An 18,691-nucleotide genomic window follows, 5' to 3' on the forward strand; every position below is an offset into this window, starting at 1 on the left:
CGTCGGTACGGGTGCGTGCGGACCCCTTCCCCGACGGCGATCGCTCAACTCGCCTGTGCTGTACAAGAGATGGGAGCGCTCCCGCTCCCTTGACAGGGGCATGAGGTGGCCTTAACTTCACGGCACTTACCCGGTTCAGTAACTCCGCTCGGCAGGGACGGCGGGGAGAAGGAGGGACGATGGGCACGGGATTCCGGGGACGGGTCGCGGCCACGCTCGCCGTGATCGCACTCGCCGCCACCGCGTGCACAGGGGGCGGCTCATCGGGCGGCTCGGGAGGTTCCGGCGGCGGTGGGGGAGGCGGCGCCCTTCCCCGTAACGAGACGCTCTACACCACCGGCACCCAGTGGGGGCCGCCCGCCAACTACAACCCGCTGCACAACTGGGACCACGCCACCGGCACCAAGGGCCTCGTCTACGAGACGCTGTTCCACTTCGACCCCAACGCGGGCAAGCTCACGCCCTGGCTCGCCGAGTCGGGCAGCTGGACCGGGGACAAGACCTACGAGGTGAAGCTGCGTCCCGGCATCAAGTGGTCCGACGGCAAGCCCCTCACCGCGAAGGACGTCGCCTACTCCTACGGGATCGGGAAGATCGAGGCGTCCGCCTTCCACAGCCTGTGGAGCTGGCTCTCCGGTGCCGAGGCGGTCGACGCCACCACGGTCCGCTTCACCTTCAAGGAGGCCCGCTACCAGGAGTGGGACTTCACGCTCTACGGGCAGCCCGTCGTTCCCGAACACATCTGGGGCAAACGCTCCGAGAAGGAAGTCCTGGACGGCGTCAACGACAAGCCCGTCGGCACCGGCGCGTACACGCTCAAGAGCCATACCCAGGACCGGGTCGTCTGGCAGCGGCGCGACGACTGGTGGGGCGTGAAGGCGCTGTCGATGAAGCCCGCGCCCCGCTACATCGTGGACGTCTCCAACCCCAGCAACGAGGTCGTCATCGGCCAGCTCGGCCAGAACCAGCTGGACCTGAGCAACAACTTCCTGCCCGGCGCCGCCTCCCTGGTGAAGAGCAAGAAGGTCGTCTCGTACTACGACGAGCCGCCCTACATGCTCTCCGCCAACACCGCCTGGCTGGTGCCCAACACCACGAAGAAGCCGATGGACGACGCGGCCTTCCGCAGGGCGCTCGCCGCGTCCGTCGACACCGGGAAGATCGTCAAGGGCGTGTACGGGGGCCTGGTCAAGGGCGCCGACCCGACCGGGCTGCTCCCGCAGTGGGACAAGTACATCGACAAGGACCTCGTCGCGCGCGAGGGCTTCACCTTCGACACCGCCAAGGCCAAGCAGATCCTCGCGGACGCCGGCTACAAGGACACCGACGGCGACGGCCTGGTGGAGAACAAGGACGGCTCGAAGATCAGCCTGAAGCTGGCCGTGCCCACCGGCTGGACCGACTGGATGGAGGCCGCCAAGGTCATCGCCTCGTCCGCCAAGGCCGCCGGAATCAAGGTCACCACCGAGTTCCCCGACGCCAACGCCCTCAACGAACAGCGCGGCAAGGGCGACTTCGACCTCGTCGTCAACAACGAGCGCCAGCTCTCCAGCACTCCGTGGACGTACTACGAGTACATGTTCCAGCTGCCCGTCCAGAAGCAGCAGAACACCGTCAACTTCGGCCGCTACGAGAACAAGGACGCCTGGAAGCTCGTCCAGCAGCTCGGCGCGGTGAAGACCGACGACACCGAGGGCATGAAGAAGGTCATCTCGAAGATCCAGGACATCCAGCTGAAGGAGATGCCCGTCATCCCCCTCTGGTACAACGGCCTGTGGGCCCAGTCCACCACCGGCACCTGGACCAACTGGCCCTCGGACGCGCCCGGAGCGCCCAAGTACGCCCCCGCGATGTGGCGCAACTGGCTGGAGATGGGCGGCTTTGAAGCGCTCACGCAGCTGAAGCCCGCCAAGTGACACGGCAGTTCTGAGAGCGGCCGGCCCTCGGGGCTCTTCCCCCGGCCGGCCCCTCCCAATCCACGACCGCCCCGCCGTGCGCGCCGACCTGACCGCCGACCGCACGGCGGGGCTCTCTCCGGGGAGCCCTCTTGCGCCGCTACTTCGCCCGCAAACTACTCATCTACGCGCTGACCTTCGTCGTCGCCGTCACCGTCAACTGGATGATCCCGCGCTTCATGCCCGGCGACCCGGTCGCCGCCATGGTGGCGCGGGCCCGGGTCTCGCAGCCCGAGGCCGTCGAGGCCATGCGCGCCTACTACAACAACCTCTTCGGCTTCGACGAGCCCGTCTGGCAGCAGTACCTGCACTTCTGGAGCGCCCTCCTCCAGGGCGACTTCGGCCTCTCCATCTGGGTGTTCCCCAAACCCGTCGCCGACGTCCTGCTCGACGCGCTCCCGTACACGCTCGGGCTGATGATCCCGGCCGTCCTGCTCAGCTGGTTCGTCGGGAACTGGGCCGGGGCGCTCGCCGCCCGCCGCAAGGTGCTCGACAACACCGTGCTCCCGGCCGGCTACCTGCTCACCGCCATGCCCTACATGTGGATCGCCGTCATCCTCGCCTGGGCGCTCGGCTCCAAGGCGGGCTGGTTCCCGCTCTCCGGCGGCTACAGCCTCGACATCCAGCCCACCTGGTCCTTCGCTTTCGCGGCGGACCTGTTCCAGCACTGGGTGCTGCCGTTCCTGTCGCTCTTCCTCGTCGCGCTCGGCGGCTGGGCCATCGGCATGCGCAACATGATCATCTACGAGCTGGAGTCGGACTACTCGAACTACCTCTCGGCCCTCGGCGCACCCCAGCGCCTCATCCGCCGCTATGCCTTCCGCAACGCCGTCCTGCCCCAGATCACCGGACTCGCCCTCCAACTGGGCGTCCTGGTCGCCGGAGCGCTCGTCACCGAGATCGTCTTCGCGTACCCGGGGCTCGGCTCGCTCATTCTCGCCGCCATCCAGAACCAGGACTTCTTCCTGCTCCAGGGCGCGTTCCTGTTCATCGTCATCGGCGTCCTGATCGCCAACTTCCTGATCGACATCGTGTACGTCGTGGTCGACCCCCGTACCCGTACCGGCATGGCAGGAGGCCAGTCATGAGCACCGTGCCCGAACCGGCCACCGAGCCCGCCGCGCCCTCCGCCCCCGCCGCCCGGCCCGGCCGCGAGACGCTGCACTACGCCGTCCGCAACCCCAAGCTGCTCATCGGGTTCACCGTCGTCGTGCTGCTCCTGCTCGTCGGCATCATCGGCCCGCCGCTCCTCGACAACGCCGACCCCAACGAATACGTCGGCCCGCAGGCCGCCCCGCCCGACTCCACGTACTGGATGGGCACCACCACCTTCGGGCAGGACGTCTACGCCCAGTTCGTGCACGGGCTGCGCTCGACGTTCCTGGTCGGCGTCGTCGGCGGGGCCATCGCCGCCGCCATCGCCATGCTCGTCGGCTTCCTGGCCGGCTACCGAGGGGGTGCCGTGGACGAGATCCTCAACATGCTCACCAACGTCGTCCTGGTGCTGCCCGCGCTCGCCGTCCTGCTCATCATCAACGCGTACCTCGGGGTCCGCTCGGTGCCCGTGCAGGGCCTGTTCATCGGGCTCACCTCCTGGCCGTGGGCGGCCCGGGCCATCCGCGCGCAGACGTTCTCGCTGCGCACCCGCGAGTTCGTGGACCTCGCCCGGCTCAGCGGCAGCGGCACCTGGCGGATCATCTTCCGCGAGATCGCGCCCAACATGAGCTCGTACCTCTTCATGATGTTCATCCTGCTGTTCGGCGGCTCGGTCCTGATCGCCTCCTCGCTCGACTTCATCGGACTCGGCCCCACCGAGGGCGTCTCGCTCGGGCTGATGCTCCAGAGCGCCCAGCAGTGGAGCGCCCTGCAACTGGGCATGTGGTGGTGGTTCGTTCCGCCCGGCGCCGGGATCACCGCGATCGTCGGTGCGCTGTACGTCGCCAACGTCGGCCTCGACGAGGTCTTCAACCCCAAGCTGCGGGAGGCCTGACCATGACCGCGACCGCTCCGAGGGAGGTCTGAGCGCATGACCCTGACCGTGACCGACCTCCGGGTCCACTACCGCACCCTGCGCGGTGAGGTGCGGGCCCTGGACGGCGTCTCCTTCGACCTCGCGGACGGGGAGATCCTGGGCCTCGCCGGTGAGTCCGGGTGCGGCAAGAGCACCCTCGGCAAGTCGCTGATCCGGCTCGACGGCCGGATGCGGCACGCGGGCGGCACCGTCACGCTGGACGGCGACGACGTGCCCGTGGCCGACGACCGGGCGATGAACGCCTTCCGCTTCCACCGGATCTCGCTCGTCCCGCAGTACTCCATGAGCGCCCTCAACCCGACCCGCCGCATCGGCCGCATGATCCGCGAGCTGCTCGCGTCGCGCGGGGCGAGCGTGGACACCGCCGAACTGCACCGCAGGCTCGACCTGGTGGGCCTGGACCACGACGTCCTGGACCGCTACCCGATCGAGCTGTCCGGCGGCATGAAACAGCGCACCGTCATGGTGATCTCCACCCTGCTCGACCCGTCCGTCCTCATCGCCGACGAGGTCACCTCCGCGCTCGACGTCTCCACCCAGCGCGCCGTCGTCGGCGCGCTCACCGGACTGCGCGACAAGGGCCTGGTCACCAGCATGATCTTCGTGACCCACGACCTCGGGCTCACCTCGCACATCGCGGACTCGATCATGGTCATGTACGCCGGCAAGCTCGCCGAGAAGGCGCCCACGAGGACCCTGACGACCGCGCCCCGACACCCGTACACCAAGCTCCTGCTCGGCGCGCTCCCCGAGGTCGGGGCCCGGCACGCCGACCGCCCCCTCAAGGGCATCGCGGGCGCACCGCCCTCGCTCCTGAACCCTCCGGCCGGCTGCCGCTTCCGCGACCGCTGCCCCGTCGCGGACGAGCGCTGCGCCGAGGAGCCACCGGTGATCGAGATCGCCCCCCGCCACTCCGTCGCATGCTGGAAGGTCTGATGCTGACCCTCGACCACGTCACCAAGACCTACCGGGCCGGGGCGTTCGGCGGCGGTTCCGTCACCGCCGTCGACCGGGTCTCCTTCACGGCCGCGCCCGGCGAGGTCGTCTCCCTGATCGGTGAGAGCGGCAGCGGCAAGTCCACGATCGGCCGCATGATCCTCGGCCTCACCGGCGTCAGCTCCGGCACCCTCACCCTGGACGGGCAGCGGGTGCGGCCCGGCAAGGACTTCTACCGCCGCGTCCAGGGCGTCTTCCAGGACCCCTTCTCCTGCTACAACCCCGTCTTCCGCGCCGACCGCGTCTTCGACCTGGTCCGCCGCGCGTACCACCCGGGCGTCCGCGACGCGGAGTGGGCCGACCGCGTCGAGAAGGCGGTGCGGGACGTGCGCCTGGATCCCGCGCAGGTCCTCGGCCGCTACCCGCACCAGCTCAGCGGCGGCCAGCTGCAACGCCTGCTCATCGCCCGCGCCCTCCTGCTCGACCTGAGCTTCCTGGTGGCCGACGAGATCACCAGCATGCTCGACGCCTCCACGCGCATCGACGTCCTCAACCTCCTGGCCGGGCTCAAGGAACGCGGCCTCGGCGTCCTCTACATCACGCACGACCTCGCGCTCGGCACGTACCTGGCGGAGAAGACGGTGGTGCTGCGCCGGGGCCGGGTGGTCGAACGCGGCGACACCCAGAAGGTGTTCGGCAACCCCCTCCACCCGTACACCCGCACCCTGCTCGCCGCCGTGCCCCGCCTCAACCAGCCGTGGGACCCTCCGGAGCCGGTACGGTCGTGCGCCTTCCACGAGGGGCGCGACGCCCCGTCCGGGGGGCCGGGGGCGGCCACCACCGACCTGTACGAGACCGAGCCGGACCACTTCGTCGCCTGCGCCCAGCTCCCCGACTGCGAAAGGACCCCCGCGTGACCCTTCGCCACCTGCCCCTGCACGACGGCTGGACGCTCCACCCGGCCGGACCCGTGCCCTCCGGGCTCCCCACCGGAGGCATCCCCGACGGCACCCCCGCCACCGTGCCCGGCTGTGTCCACACGGACCTGCTGGCCGCCGGGCTCATCGAGGATCCGTACCTGGACGACAACGAGATCCGGCTCGGCTGGATCGGCCGCACCGACTGGACGTATCGCACGACCTTCGACTGGACGTCCGACGGCCACGACCACGCCGCCCTGTGCTTCGACGGTCTCGACACGGTTGCGACGATCGTGCTCAACGGGAGGGAGATCGGCCGGACGGCGAATCAGCACCGGTCGTACCGTTTTCCCGTGCGCGATCTTTTGGCCGAGGGTAAAAATACCCTCGACGTACATTTCACCGCGCCCTATACCTATGCCGAGGAACTCCGCGACCGCCTCGGCGACCGCCCCGGCGCCTACGCGGAGCCCTACGCCTTCATCCGCAAGATGGCCTGCAACTTCGGCTGGGACTGGGGCCCGACGCTCGTCACGTCCGGCATCTGGCGCCCGGTCGCGCTGGAGACGTGGAGCGGTCCGCGCATCGCGTCCGTGAAGCTGCTGCCCGACCTGGACCCGGAGGGCGTGCCGTTCCTGACCGCCGAGGTGGAGATCGAGCACGACGGCCTCGCAGCGGTGTCGGGCTCTGTCGGGGTGGTCGGCGCGGCGGCCGTCTTCGTCCTCTCCGAGGACGAGCACCGCGTCACGGTCGGCCTCTCCGTCCCGCAGGCCGAGCCCTGGTGGCCGCACAGCCACGGCGAACAGCCGCTGTACGAGGTGGAGGTCCGCGTGGGCGACCACCTCCGCCGGCTCCGCACGGGCTTCCGGTCCGTCACGCTCGAAGAAGAGGCGTTCCGGATCTCGGTGAACGGCGAGCCGGTCTTCGTACGCGGGGTGAACTGGATCCCCGAGGACTGCTTCCCGTCCCGCCTGACCCGGCAGCGGCTCTCCGACCGCCTCGACCAGGCCGTCGCCGCCCACGTCAACCTGGTCCGGGTGTGGGGCGGCGGGCTCTACGAGAGCGACGACTTCTACGAACTGTGCGACGAGAAGGGGCTCCTGGTCTGGCAGGACTTCCCGTTCGCCTGCGCCGCGTACCCGGAGGAGCAGCCGCTGTGGGACGAGGTGGCGGCCGAGGCGCGCGAGAACGTCGTCCGGGTGGCCCCGCACCCTTCCCTCGTCCTGTGGTGCGGAAACAACGAGAACCTGGAGGGCCACGCGGACTGGGGCTGGCAGAAGGAGCTCGGCGACCGCACCTGGGGCCACGGCTACTACCACGAGCTGCTGCCCGGGATCGTCGCCGAGACCGACCCGACGCGCCCGTACTGGCCGGGCTCGCCGTACTCCGGCAGCCCCGACGCCCACCCGCAGGACCCGGAGCGGGGCACCATCCACATCTGGGACGTGTGGAACCGCGCCGACTACCGGGCGTACGCCGACCGGGTGCCGCGTTTCGTCGCGGAGTTCGGCTTCCAGGGCCCGCCCGCGTACGCCACACTCCGCCGCGCGGTCAGCGGCCCGCTCACCCCCGACGCCCCGCTGCTGGCCCACCACCAGAAGGCCGAGGACGGCAACGCGAAGCTGCTGCGCGGCCTGGGCGACCATCTGCCGCAGCCCGGCACGGACTTCGACGACTGGCACTGGCTCACCCAGCTCAACCAGGCCCGCGCCGTCGCGTTCGGCATCCGCCACTTCCGCTCCCACGCCCCGTACTGCATGGGCACGATCGTCTGGCAGCTCAACGACTGCTGGCCGGTCGTCTCCTGGTCGGCGGTCGACGGCGACGGCCGCCGCAAGCCGCTCTGGCACGCGCTGCGTTCGGTGTACGCGGACCGACTGATCGCCGTCCGCGACGGCTCGGTCCACCTGGTCAACGACACGCCGACCCCTTGGGCGGGCGCCCTCCGCCTGACCCGGCACGCCCTGGACGGAACGGTCCTGGCCGAGGAGACCGTGCCGGCGACCACGGCCGCCCGCACCACGACGAGCATCCCGCTGCCCACCGCGCTCGCGACGCCGGCCGACCCGGCCCGCGAACTCCTCGTCGCCCGTCTGGACGACACCAGGACCCTGCATTTCTACGAGGAGGACCCCGCGCTGGCCCTGCCGCCGGCGCGCTACGGGGTGACGGTGACCGAGGAGGAGGACGGGGGCGCCGGGACCCCCGCGTACCGCGTCGAGATCACGGCGGAGACCCTGCTCCGCGACCTCTGCCTCTTCCCCGACCGCCTCCACCCGGACGCCGAGGCCGACACCGTGCTCGTCACCCTCCTCCCCGGCGAGAGCACCACGATCCGGGTCACGGGAGCGGTGCTGGAGGACCCCTCCGCGCTGGCGACCCGCCCGGTGCTGCGGTGCGTGAACGACCGGAACACGGCCTAAAATCAGCCACGAGGTGGCGCGCCCCTGGCGATCGGTGGCGCGCCCCTGGCGAAGCGACTGTGTCGGTGCGGCGACTTTCCGTCAATTCGCCCGGCACCCCTGCGCTGCCGCCATCTTGCCCGGGCATGTGGGTATGGCTCCGACGTGCGCTGACGGGGACTCAAGAGATCGATAAATAAGACAACATCGAGCCACTGTTCGGCTGATCGAACCGGGCCCCCGGATAGGGTCATGTGCCAACGCGGAGCCGCGCGCCAAGCCCGGATGGTGGAATGCAGACACGGCGAGCTTAAACCTCGCTGCCCCTCGGGGGCGTACCGGTTCGAGTCCGGTTCCGGGCACCATCGCGTACCAAGACCCGAGCCCCCAGGTACCCGGAACGCCCGCCCCGAACCGCGGAAGCGACGACGCCCCGTAGTCCACCGGTTGAGAAACGCGCTGGGGTCCGGAGCGCTTGCGCGGCAGGTTGGGCTCATGACGGATATGGATCGGTTCAAGCACGACCTGCTGCTCTATCTTCAGGACGCCCGTGACGCCTTCCTCTGGAAGCTCGACGGGCTGTCCGAATACGACATCCGGCGCCCCCTCACCCCCACCGGCACCAATCTGCTCGGGCTCGTCAAGCATGTGACGGGGGCCGAGGCGTTCTACCTCGGGGCCGCCTTCGGGCGGCCCGTCGGCGCGCCCGCCCTGTGGATCGCCGGGGAGGCCGAGCCCAACGCCGACCTGTGGGCCACGCCCGACGAGTCCCGGGAGGAGGTCGTCGGGCGGTACCGCCGCGTGTGGGCGCACTCCGACGCGACCGTCGAGGCGTGCGGGCTGGACGCGATGGGGGTCCTTCCCGGGGAGGACGGGGGCGAAGGGCCCGAGCTGTCGTTGCACCGCATCCTCGTCCACCTCGTCGCCGAGACCCAGCGCCATGCCGGGCACGCCGACCTCGTCCGGGAGCTGATCGACGGGGCGACCGGGCTGCGGCGGGGGAACGAGGACATGGCGCCCGGTGACGAGGCATGGTGGCTCCGCCACCGGGAACGGGTGGAGAGCGCGGCCCGGGAGGCGGGCGGCCGGTCCGCCGGGTGAGCCCGTCCCCGGCGGAGGGGGCCCGGACGCACCCGTACCCCGACCGCGCGCGGCCGGTGCCCGGGGAAAGATCCTCCTTCGGCACTAGGCCGATAGCTTTGCCTACCCATTACTCTTGTGGGAAGGCCACGCTGGGTGGCCATGGAGGAGTGAGATGAGGAGCAGCAACCCGGTCTTCTCGCGACGGGGCTTCAGCCGCGACAACGGTTACGCGGGCTTCAACGCGGCGCCGCAGGCCGGGGCCCCCGCAGCGGGTGCCAACCCGTACGCGCAGGGCACCGCCCCGAACCCGTACGCGACGAACCCCTACGCCCCCACGGGCGCCCCCGCGCCCGCCCGTACCGGCGCGATGACGATCGACGACGTCGTCACCCGCACGGCGATGACGCTGGGCACGGTCGTGCTCGGTGCCGCGCTCGCCTGGGCGCTGCTGCCGGTGGACGAGGACAACCTCAACAAGTCGTACGGCATCGCCATCGGCGCGGCGCTCATCGCGTTCGTGCTGTCGCTCGTCCAGTCGTTCAAGCGCAAGCCCGTACCCGCGCTGATCCTCGCGTATGCCGCCTTCGAGGGTGTTTTCCTCGGCGTCATCTCCAGCGCGGTCAGCACGTACATCGGGCCGGGCGTCGTGATGCAGGCGGTGATGGGCACCATGTGTGTCTTCGCCGGTGTGCTGCTCGCGTACAAGATGCGCTGGATCCGTGTCACCCGCCGGTTCTACGGCTTCGTGATGGCCGCCGCCATGGGCTTCCTGCTCCTGATGGTCGTCAACCTGCTGTTCGCGGCCTTCGGCGGCGGTGACGGCCTCGGCTTCCGCAGCGGTGGCCTCGGCATCCTCTTCGGTGTCATCGGCATCATCCTCGGTGCCTGCTTCCTGGCGCTCGACTTCAAGCAGGTCGAGGACGGCATCGCGTACGGCGCTCCGCGCGAGGAGTCCTGGCTGGCCGCCTTCGGCCTCACCATGACCCTGGTGTGGATCTACCTGGAGATGCTGCGCCTGCTCTCCATCCTCAGCGGCGACGACTGATCGCCCCTGCGGACCCGAAGCGGCCCGCGGTCTCCTATGGAGGCCGCGGGCCGCTTCCGCGTGTACGGCGATAGGGTCGCGGGGTGCTCGATACGACCCCCCTGATCATCGCCGTGGACCGATTCGCCGACCGGCTGCGCGCCGCCCCGCAGAGCAGGCTCCAGCGGGGAGCGGCGGCCCAGGGCCTCGCCGCCGCGCGTGAGCTGTCGGCGCGGGCGCAGCGCGCCGAGGAGCCGGACCGGGAGCCCAGGGTCATGCCGGACGCCGGGGTCTTCGCGGTCGGCGACCAGCTCGCCGTCGCCGGCCGGGACCTGGCCGTGGCACTGGAAACGGCCCCGTCCGAAGAGCTGGACGAGGCCGTGCGATGTGTCGAGGAAGCAGCCGCGCGGGCCTTCGCCTAGGGCGCGCGGCGCGTGGGGAGGCGGCAGCCTCCCGTAAAGCCGGGACCGTGAAGCCGGAACCGTGTAAAGCCGGGGACCGACGTCGGAGCGGGCTCAGAAGCTCGCTATGACGCGGTCGGCGAGTATGTACACGTTCTCCTTGCCGCAGGAGAACGTCAGGGCGTACGCCCCCGAGACTCCGGAGCCGCCCAGCAGTACCGGGTGCTCGCCGGCGCGCAGCGACTCGGCCAGACGCTCGGCCGTCTCGCGGTGGCCGGGGGTCATACAGAGCGTCGTACCGTCGGCGAACACGTACACGTCGAGCGTGCCGAGCGGGCCCGGGCGCACGTCGGACAGCTCGGTGCGGCTGTCCGCCAGCTCCTCCAGCCGGTTCACGGTGCGCTCGTGGTCGGTCACGACGGGCGTCTGTACGGGGACGAAGTCCGGGTGCGAGGGGTGACGGCGGCGGGCCGCGGCCAGCTCGGGCGAGTCCTCGGCGAACTCCGTCTCCGGCAGCTCCGCCAGCTCGGTCAGCTCGTCCAGGGCCTCGGCCGCGTCGAGGTCCATCGACTCCAGACCGGCGAAGTCGCTCTGGCGCGGCATGAAGAACGGGGCGTCCTCGCCCAGCCCGGCCAGCCCGCCCAGCAGCGACGGGGCGTCGGCGGCGTCGCGCGCCTCCTGCGAGGCCCAGAACGCGCGGGCCTCGGCCAGCTCCCGCTCGCGCTCCTCGGCCAGCGCCTCGGCGACGGCCGCGCGTATTTCTTCGGCGGAAGTGGTGTCGTTGCGGGTCTGAGGGGGTACAGCGGCTGTACGGGCGTGACCGTCGGCCAGCTCCTTCCGGAGCGCGGAGACCTGCCTGCGCAGCCCGTGAGCGGCGTGCAGAGCAGCGGCGCCCACAGCCGTGGCAGCGGCGGTGGTCAGCAACAGGGCAATAGGCATGGCGCTCACTGACATACTCCCGGTTTCAATCGATCCCCCGACTTCCTACATCAGCTTGTGCCCTCACGGCACCATGTGTCAGTGCATTACGTCACGAAATGGACAGGACTTTGGGCCCTGTGTAAACCGCTGGTGTAGGTGTGACCTGCGCAAACGACTCTCCCCCAGGAGATAGATCACATCCTGGGGGAGATTCGGTCACGGTCGGGGCTCGGCGGCCCTCGGAGCCTCGAAACCCGCGCTGATCAGCTCAGACGCTCGATGACCATGGCCATGCCCTGGCCGCCGCCGACGCACATGGTCTCCAGGCCGAACTGCTTGTCGTGGAACTGGAGGCTGTTGATCAGCGTGCCGGTGATGCGCGCGCCGGTCATGCCGAAGGGGTGGCCGACGGCGATGGCGCCACCGTTGACGTTGACCTTCTCCAGCGGGAGGCCGAGGTCGCGGTAGGACGGGATGACCTGCGCGGCGAACGCCTCGTTGATCTCGGCCAGGTCGATGTCGCCGACGGTCAGCCCGGCGCGCTTCAGCGCCTGCTTGCTGGCCTCGACCGGGCCGTAGCCCATGATCTCGGGGGAGAGGCCGGAGACGCCGGTGGAGACGATCCGGGCGAGCGGGGTCAGGCCAAGCTCGCGCGCCTTGGTGTCGGACATGATCACGAGCGCGGCGGCGCCGTCGTTGAGCGGGCAGCAGTTGCCGGCCGTGACCAGGCCGTCCGGGCGGAAGACCGGCTTCAGGCCCTGGACGCCCTCCAGCGTGACGCCCGCGCGCGGGCCGTCGTCCTTGGACACGACCGTGCCGTCCGGCGTGGTCACCGGGGTGATCTCGCGCTCCCAGAAGCCGTTCTTCAGGGCCTCCTCGGCGAGGTTCTGCGACCGTACGCCGAACTCGTCCATGTCCTGACGCGTCACGCCCTTCAGCCGGGCCAGGTTCTCCGCGGTCTGGCCCATCGAGATGTAGGCGTCCGGGATCAGGCCGTCCTCGCGCGGGTCGTGCCAGCTCGCACCGGACTCCTCGGCGCGGGCGGCGGTACGGGCCTCGGCCTCCGCGAAGAGCGGGTTGTGCGTGTCCGGCAGGCTGTCCGAGTTGCCCTTGGCGAAGCGGGACACCATCTCGACACCGGCCGAGATGAAGACGTCGCCCTCGCCGGCCTTGATGGCGTGGAGGGCCATGCGGCTGGTCTGGAGGGAGGACGAGCAGTAGCGGGTGACCGTACAGCCGGGAAGGTGGTCCATTCCCATCTGCACGGCAATGATGCGGCCCAGGTTGTTGCCCTGCTCGCCGCCGGGCAGACCGCAGCCGAGCATCAGGTCGTCGATGTCCGTCGGATCCAGCTCGGGGACCTTGGCCAGCGCGGTCTGGATGATCGTCGCGGTCAGGTCGTCCGCGCGCAGGTCCTTGAGCGAACCCTTGAAGGCCCGGCCGATGGGCGAACGGGCGGCAGAGACGATCACGGCTTCGGGCATCACGCGGCTCCATGGGGGCTGAGGGCGGACAGGCTGCCTGAGGAATCCGGCAGACCCGGCGGTACGGCACGACTGCTCTGGAAATTACCCGGACGTAGCGCCGGGGTCACCCGACCCGGCATGTGATGCGGGCCTCTTTTCTAAGCGAGCGCTCAGTCAACGGCCCCCTTCCCGGGCCGCCCGCTCAGTCAACGGCCCCCTTCCCGGGCCGCCCGCTCGGGCGGCGGACCCACGCGTGCCTCGGTGCACCGTCCGCGTCCGTGTCCGGCCGGTGGTCCAGGCGCGTCGAGCCCCCGGGCTCCGGGTGCGGGTGCGGGTGCGGATGCGGCTCCGTGGCGGCGGGCAGGCGCCGCCGCCTGCGGTGCTTGAGCAGGGCCCAGGGCGCCCGGGCCCCCGTGACCTCCGTACCGGCCTCCTTGGCCGCCTGGGAGGCCGCCTTGGCCACCGGCAGCATGTCCTCGCGCCGGGCGCCGTCCAGCCGGTCGGACTCCGGCCACAGGCCGAGCACCGCGCACAGAGTCGGCAGCACCGCCATGGACGCGGTCGCGTACCCCTCGGCCGACGGGTGGTAGTTGTCCGGGCCGAACAGCTCCCGCGGGTTCTCCTCGAACTCCGGGCCCAGCAGGTCGCCCAGCGACACCGTGCGCCCGCCCTGCTCCACCGTGCCGATCGTCTGCGCCGCCGCCAGCTGCCGGCTCACCCGCCGGGCCAGCCAGCGCAGCGGCTGGTACACCGGCTCGATCGTGCCCAGGTCCGGACAGGTCCCGACGACGACCTCCGCCCCGGCCGTCCGCAGCCTGCGCACCGCCGTCGTCAGGCAGCGCACCGACTGCGTCGCGGGCATCCGGTGCGTCACGTCGTTCGCCCCGATCATGATCACGCACACGTCCGGCGTCCGTGCCGGGTCCGCGAGGATCAGCGAGACCTGCCGCTCCAGATCGTCCGACCGGGCACCCGGCAGCGCGACGTTGCGCAGATCCACCGGCCGCTCGGACACCGCCGCCAGCCCCGAGGCCAGCAGCGCCCCCGGGGTCTGCCCGGCCCGCCGCACCCCCTGCCCGGCCGCCGTGGAGTCCCCGAGCAGCCCGAGCCGCAAGGGCTCCGCCGGGCCCGTGAACGCCACTCCGTACCGGCCGTCCGCGCTCGGCGGGACCGGCGCGATACCGCCGCCCACCTGCCGCTTCGCCAGCTGGACCTCCGCCAGCAGGACGCCCACCGCCGCGGCGCCCAGCAGCCCGATGCTGCCCCCGCCGTAGGCCGCGCCCGCCGCGATCCGCCGTGCCACTCTCGCCGTCGACACAGTCCGGTCCACCTCCTCGTCCCACGTACCGCAGTAGAGCCGTACACAGAGCTACCTGCCCGCTACCAACCGTCGTTCAATCGCGCCGCCCAATCTCGCGCCCGTACGCATACGCTTGCCGGACCATCTCGGAGACCCCGGAGTACACGGTGCAATTCCACGATTCGATGATCAGTCTCGTAGGCAATACCCCGCTGGTGAGGCTGCGCAGTGTCACGGCCGGCATCCAGGCGACGGTCCTGGCCAAGGTCGAGTACTTCAACCCCGGCGGGTCGGTCAAGGACCGCATCGCCCTGCGCATGATCGAGGCCGCCGAACAGAGCGGCGAGCTTAAGCCCGGCGGCACGATCGTCGAGCCGACGAGCGGCAACACGGGCGTGGGCCTGGCGATCGTCGCGCAGCAGAAGGGGTACAAGTGCGTCTTCGTCTGCCCGGACAAGGTGTCCACGGACAAGATCAACGTACTGCGCGCCTACGGAGCCGAGGTCGTCGTCTGCCCCACGGCGGTCGACCCCGAGCACCCCGACTCGTACTACAACGTCTCCGACCGGCTGGTCCGTGAGACGCCGGGCGCCTGGAAGCCCGACCAGTACTCCAACCCCAACAACCCGCGTTCGCACTACGAGACCACCGGTCCCGAGCTGTGGGAGCAGACGGAGGGGAAGATCACCCACTTCGTGGCGGGCGTCGGCACCGGCGGCACGATCAGCGGCACCGGCCGCTATCTGAAGGAGGCCAGCGGCGGCAGGGTCAAGGTCGTCGGCGCCGACCCGGAGGGCTCGGTCTACTCCGGCGGTTCCGGCCGTCCGTATCTCGTGGAGGGCGTCGGCGAGGACTTCTGGCCCTCCGCGTACGACCGTGAGGTCACCGACGAGATCGTCGCCGTGTCCGACAAGGACTCCTTCCAGATGACCCGCCGGCTCGCCAAGGAGGAGGGGCTGCTCGTCGGCGGCTCCTGCGGCATGGCGGTCGTCGGCGCCCTGGAGGTCGCGAAGCGGCTCGGGCCCGAGGACGTGGTCGTCGTCCTGCTCCCGGACAGCGGGCGCGGCTACCTGTCGAAGATCTTCAACGACGAGTGGATGGCGGACTACGGCTTCCTGGAGGACACCGGACCCTCGGCGCGGGTCGCGGACGTCCTCGACTACAAGGAGGGGCCGATCCCCACCCTCGTCCACATGCACCCCGAGGAGACGGTCGGCGAGGCGATCGACGTGCTGCGCGAGTACGGCGTCTCGCAGATGCCGATCGTGAAGCCGGGGGCGGGCCACCCGGACGTGATGGCCGCCGAGGTCATCGGCTCGGTCGTGGAGCGCGAGCTGCTGAACGCGCTGTTCGCCCAGCGCGCCTCGCTCAGCGACCCGCTGGAGAAGCACATGTCGGCGCCGCTGCCGCAGGTCGGCTCCGGCGAGCCGGTCGAGGACCTGATGGCGGTGCTCGGCGGCGCAGGCGCGGCGGACGCGGCGATCGTGCTGGTGGAGGGCAAGCCGAAGGGCGTCGTCAGCCGCCAGGACCTGCTGGCGTACCTGGCGAAGGACGCCCCGGCCACCGCGAAGTAGGCAGATGGCCGCGCGCTTCGCGAAAACGGTACGTGCGCGTCACGCGGGCGCAGCACCGGCTTAACACGGCTCGGGCACATTGGTGGATGTCGGCAGGGAAACCCGCCGGCACCGGAACGGCGACAACGGACAACGGAGCGGCTCCCGGACCTCCACCGTCGCCCGGACGCGTCACCCGGCCCTGACCCGGACCGCGTCCCTCGCGGGGACCGCCGTCGTCCCGCCCCCTGGGAAACCGGGGGTGCGGCGGTCCCCGCGACTACCGTTCCACGCGCGCGGCCGAGGCGCGTTTCCGGCCCTTTTACGCGTTACGCGCGAAGCTCGGGTTTACGCGTTACGCGCGCAGCTCGGGCGCGTTCTCACCGGCGGCCCAGCTCGCCAGCAGGGCGATGCGTTCCGCGGTCTCCGAGCCCGGTTCCGGGGTGTAGACGACCAGCGAGAGATCCGGCTCACCGGGCACCGCCAGCGTCTCGTACGGCAGTGTCAGCGCGCCCACCACGGGGTGGGCCATCCGCTTCACGCCGTACGTCTTCGCCTTCACCTGGTGATCCGCCCACAAACGCCGGAAGTCCTCGCTCTTCAGCGACAACTCACCCACCAGCGCCGCGAGCTCCTTGTCGTCCGGATGCAGCCCCGCGTCCAGCCTCAGATACGCGACCGTCTCCGCCGCCACCGCCGGCCAGTCCGGGTACAGCTCGCGCGCCCCCGGGGCCAGGAACGCCTGGCGCGGCATGTTCCGCTCACCGGCCGGCATCCGGGAGAAGCCGGCAAGGGCGTCCCCCAGCGCGTTCCACGCCAGCACGTCCATCCGGCGGCCCAGCACGAAAGCGGGCGCCCGGTCGAACATGTCGAGCAGCAGCCGCAGCCCCGGGCGCACCAAGCGCGCCGAGGTGTCCTGCGTCTTGCGGGCGGGCACCGCGCGGGCCTTGGGGCGCGCAACCGTCCGCAGATACGCGTGCTCCGTCTCGTCGAGCCGGAGCACGCGGGCTATCGCGTCGAGCACCGCGTCCGAGACGCTGGGCCCGCGCCCCTGCTCCAGCCGGATGTAGTAGTCGACGCTCACCCCGGCGAGCTGCGCCACCTCCTCGCGCCGCAGCCCCGGGACCCGCCTGCGGCCGTACGAGTTGAGCCCCACGTCCTCCGGGCGGATGCGGGCACGCCGTGAGCGGAGGAAGTCACCGAGTTCGCCGTCCATGCCCCGATCGTAGGAGAACGGTTGCCGCCCAGCCTGGTACTGGCAGACCCAGGAACAACGCATCCCTGGGTAGGCGGCGCGGTCCGGCGCAGTGTGGTGCCCAAGCCCGAACACCGGACCACACAGGGAGCACCCCATGCCGTACGAGAACCTCGCCGACCGCACCGCCGTCATCACCGGAGCCGCCAGCGGCATGGGCGCGGCGACCGCCCGGCTGCTCGCCGCGCAGGGCGTACGGGTGGCACTGCTGGCCCGCCGCGCGGAGCGGCTGGAGGAGCTGGCCGCGAAGATCACCGCGGACGGCGGTCGCGCCCTCGCCGTCGCCGCCGACGTCACCGACCAGGCGTCCGTGGACGCGGCCGCGGACCGGGTGCACGCCGCGTTCGGCCCGGTGGACCTGGTCGTCAACGCGGCCGGGGTGATGCTGCCGAACCCCGTGGAGGCGGGGCGCGCCGACGAGTGGCAGCGGATGCTCGACACCAATGTGTCCGGTGCGCTGCGCGTCATCCGGGCCTTCACCGCGGACCTGGTGGCGGCTGCCGCCGATGGCCGCACCGCCGACCTGGTCAACATCTCCTCGATCGGCGCGCACATCACGTTCCCCAACTACGCGGTCTACGGCGCCACGAAGGCCGCGCTCACCTATCTGTCGGCCTCGCTCCGCACCGAACTCGGGCCGCGCGACGTCCGCGTCACCAACATCGAGCCGGGCCTCACCGACTCGGAGCTGGCCGGGCACGTCGACAACGCGGAGCTGAGCGGCCAGCTGGACGGCATGTTCGAGGCGCTGGGCGGCCTCTCGTCCGACGAGATCGCCGACCTCATCGCGTACACCACGAGCCGCGCGCGCCACATCAACCTGCGTCAGCTGATCGTGCTGCCGACCCGTCAGGCGTGAGGCTCAGTCCTCCCAGTCGGAGGCCGTCCGCCGCTCCTCGCGGCCCCGGAACAGCCGCCTGCCGTGGCCGGCCTGGAAGGCGTTGACGCCGACGATCCCGAGCCAGGCCACGACGAGCCCGCCGATGCCGGCGTTCGCGGCGCCGATCGCGGACAGCGGGACGGCCAGGACCAGGGAGACGATGCCGAAGCCGTAGCGCTCGCCGAAGTTCCCGGGCGGGCGCTCCGGGGTGCGCGCGCCGCGCGCGACGGCGGTCCGCTCCTCGGCGAGATGCCGCCGGACCCTGCGGTCGAGCGTGGCGTCGAGCCGCTGCTCCACCTTCTCCAGGAACGACTCGACGAGCGCGGAGTCGTAGTCGGCCCCCAGCTCGCTGCGGGCCTGCAAAGTCGCCTTGAGCTCCCTGTCGAGCTCGGTGTCGGGTGCGTCCATGGTTCCCACGGTACGGAGCGGAGGCGGCCGGGACAGTGGGGCTAACCCCCCGGTTCGAGGGCTGTTCCGGGGCGGTCCGGGGCCGTCCGGGATTCGCTTCGGGGCTCGTTTCGGAGTTCGTTTCGGGGTTCGTGAAAGTCGTCGGTAACATCCGC

The 18,691-nt window shown here is 70.9% G+C and carries 16 protein-coding genes and 1 tRNA gene; 12 read left to right on the plus strand and 5 right to left on the minus strand.

The genetic code is table 11. The features are described 5' to 3' along the window. The first annotated feature begins 179 nt into the window (after positions 1–179). From NEH16_RS19205 to NEH16_RS19250, 10 genes are all read left to right on the plus strand, one after another. Positions 180–1,916, plus strand: coding sequence for an ABC transporter substrate-binding protein (locus NEH16_RS19205; protein WP_265543967.1), 1,737 nt, complete (start codon positions 180–182; stop codon positions 1,914–1,916). Between the two features lie 131 nt (positions 1,917–2,047). Continuing rightward, on the plus strand, positions 2,048–3,043 hold the full coding sequence (locus tag NEH16_RS19210; protein WP_073968539.1) for an ABC transporter permease: 996 nt from the start codon (positions 2,048–2,050) through the stop codon (positions 3,041–3,043). Continuing rightward, positions 3,040–3,945: an ABC transporter permease gene (locus NEH16_RS19215; protein ID WP_073968538.1), complete on the plus strand. Its 906-nt coding sequence runs from the start codon at positions 3,040–3,042 to the stop codon at positions 3,943–3,945. The genes NEH16_RS19210 and NEH16_RS19215 overlap by 4 nt, the downstream gene beginning before the upstream one ends. Before the next feature lie 36 nt (positions 3,946–3,981). Beyond that, the gene (locus NEH16_RS19220) at positions 3,982–4,923 is read left to right on the plus strand and encodes an ABC transporter ATP-binding protein (protein ID WP_265543970.1); all 942 of its coding nucleotides are present in this window, start codon (positions 3,982–3,984) and stop codon (positions 4,921–4,923) included. Further along, positions 4,908–5,840 (plus strand): ATP-binding cassette domain-containing protein, encoded by a 933-nt coding sequence (locus NEH16_RS19225; RefSeq protein WP_265543972.1) that lies wholly within the window; start codon positions 4,908–4,910, stop codon positions 5,838–5,840. Before NEH16_RS19220 ends, NEH16_RS19225 begins: the two co-directional genes overlap by 16 nt. Next, positions 5,837–8,266, plus strand: coding sequence for a glycoside hydrolase family 2 protein (locus tag NEH16_RS19230; protein ID WP_265543974.1), 2,430 nt, complete (start codon positions 5,837–5,839; stop codon positions 8,264–8,266). The genes NEH16_RS19225 and NEH16_RS19230 overlap by 4 nt, the downstream gene beginning before the upstream one ends. A 258-nt stretch (positions 8,267–8,524) precedes the next feature. Beyond that, positions 8,525–8,610 (plus strand) — tRNA-Leu (locus tag NEH16_RS19235). Between the two features lie 130 nt (positions 8,611–8,740). Continuing rightward, positions 8,741–9,346, plus strand: coding sequence for a DinB family protein (locus NEH16_RS19240; protein ID WP_265543976.1), 606 nt, complete (start codon positions 8,741–8,743; stop codon positions 9,344–9,346). Between the two features lie 154 nt (positions 9,347–9,500). After that, entirely contained in the window at positions 9,501–10,373 is an 873-nt protein-coding gene (locus tag NEH16_RS19245) for a Bax inhibitor-1/YccA family protein (RefSeq protein WP_265543977.1), read from the plus strand. An 83-nt stretch (positions 10,374–10,456) separates the two neighbouring features. Beyond that, a complete protein-coding gene (locus NEH16_RS19250; RefSeq protein WP_265543979.1) occupies positions 10,457–10,774 on the plus strand; it encodes a hypothetical protein in 318 nt (105 codons plus the stop codon). A 93-nt stretch (positions 10,775–10,867) separates the two neighbouring features. On the opposite strand, the gene NEH16_RS19255 is transcribed toward NEH16_RS19250, so the two are convergent. The 3 genes from NEH16_RS19255 to NEH16_RS19265 form a co-directional block, all read right to left on the minus strand. Beyond that, on the minus strand, positions 10,868–11,677 hold the full coding sequence (locus NEH16_RS19255; RefSeq protein WP_073968531.1) for a hypothetical protein: 810 nt from the start codon (positions 11,675–11,677) through the stop codon (positions 10,868–10,870). Between the two features lie 260 nt (positions 11,678–11,937). Further along, positions 11,938–13,158, minus strand: a complete 1,221-nt coding sequence (locus NEH16_RS19260) for an acetyl-CoA C-acetyltransferase (protein ID WP_265543981.1) — start codon at positions 13,156–13,158, stop codon at positions 11,938–11,940. Between the two features lie 184 nt (positions 13,159–13,342). Next, a complete protein-coding gene (locus NEH16_RS19265; RefSeq protein ID WP_265547262.1) occupies positions 13,343–14,443 on the minus strand; it encodes an SGNH/GDSL hydrolase family protein in 1,101 nt (366 codons plus the stop codon). Positions 14,444–14,607: 164 nt separating this feature from the next. Between NEH16_RS19265 and NEH16_RS19270 the strand changes: the two genes are divergently transcribed. Beyond that, a complete protein-coding gene (locus NEH16_RS19270) occupies positions 14,608–16,014 on the plus strand; it encodes a cystathionine beta-synthase (RefSeq protein ID WP_265543983.1) in 1,407 nt (468 codons plus the stop codon). A gap of 334 nt (positions 16,015–16,348) precedes the next feature. Here NEH16_RS19270 and NEH16_RS19275 read toward each other — a convergent pair whose 3' ends face one another. Next, on the minus strand, positions 16,349–17,209 hold the full coding sequence (locus tag NEH16_RS19275; protein WP_265543985.1) for a helix-turn-helix transcriptional regulator: 861 nt from the start codon (positions 17,207–17,209) through the stop codon (positions 16,349–16,351). A 136-nt stretch (positions 17,210–17,345) separates the two neighbouring features. On the opposite strand from NEH16_RS19275, the gene NEH16_RS19280 reads away from it, so the two are divergent. After that, a complete protein-coding gene (locus NEH16_RS19280; protein WP_265543988.1) occupies positions 17,346–18,107 on the plus strand; it encodes an SDR family oxidoreductase in 762 nt (253 codons plus the stop codon). A 3-nt stretch (positions 18,108–18,110) separates the two neighbouring features. On the opposite strand, the gene NEH16_RS19285 is transcribed toward NEH16_RS19280, so the two are convergent. Further along, positions 18,111–18,536 (minus strand): hypothetical protein, encoded by a 426-nt coding sequence (locus tag NEH16_RS19285; RefSeq protein WP_073968525.1) that lies wholly within the window; start codon positions 18,534–18,536, stop codon positions 18,111–18,113. Between the last annotated feature and the right edge of the window lie 155 nt (positions 18,537–18,691).

The sequence above is a fragment of the Streptomyces drozdowiczii genome, from assembly GCF_026167665.1.
GTDB classification, from domain to species: domain Bacteria; phylum Actinomycetota; class Actinomycetes; order Streptomycetales; family Streptomycetaceae; genus Streptomyces; species Streptomyces drozdowiczii_A.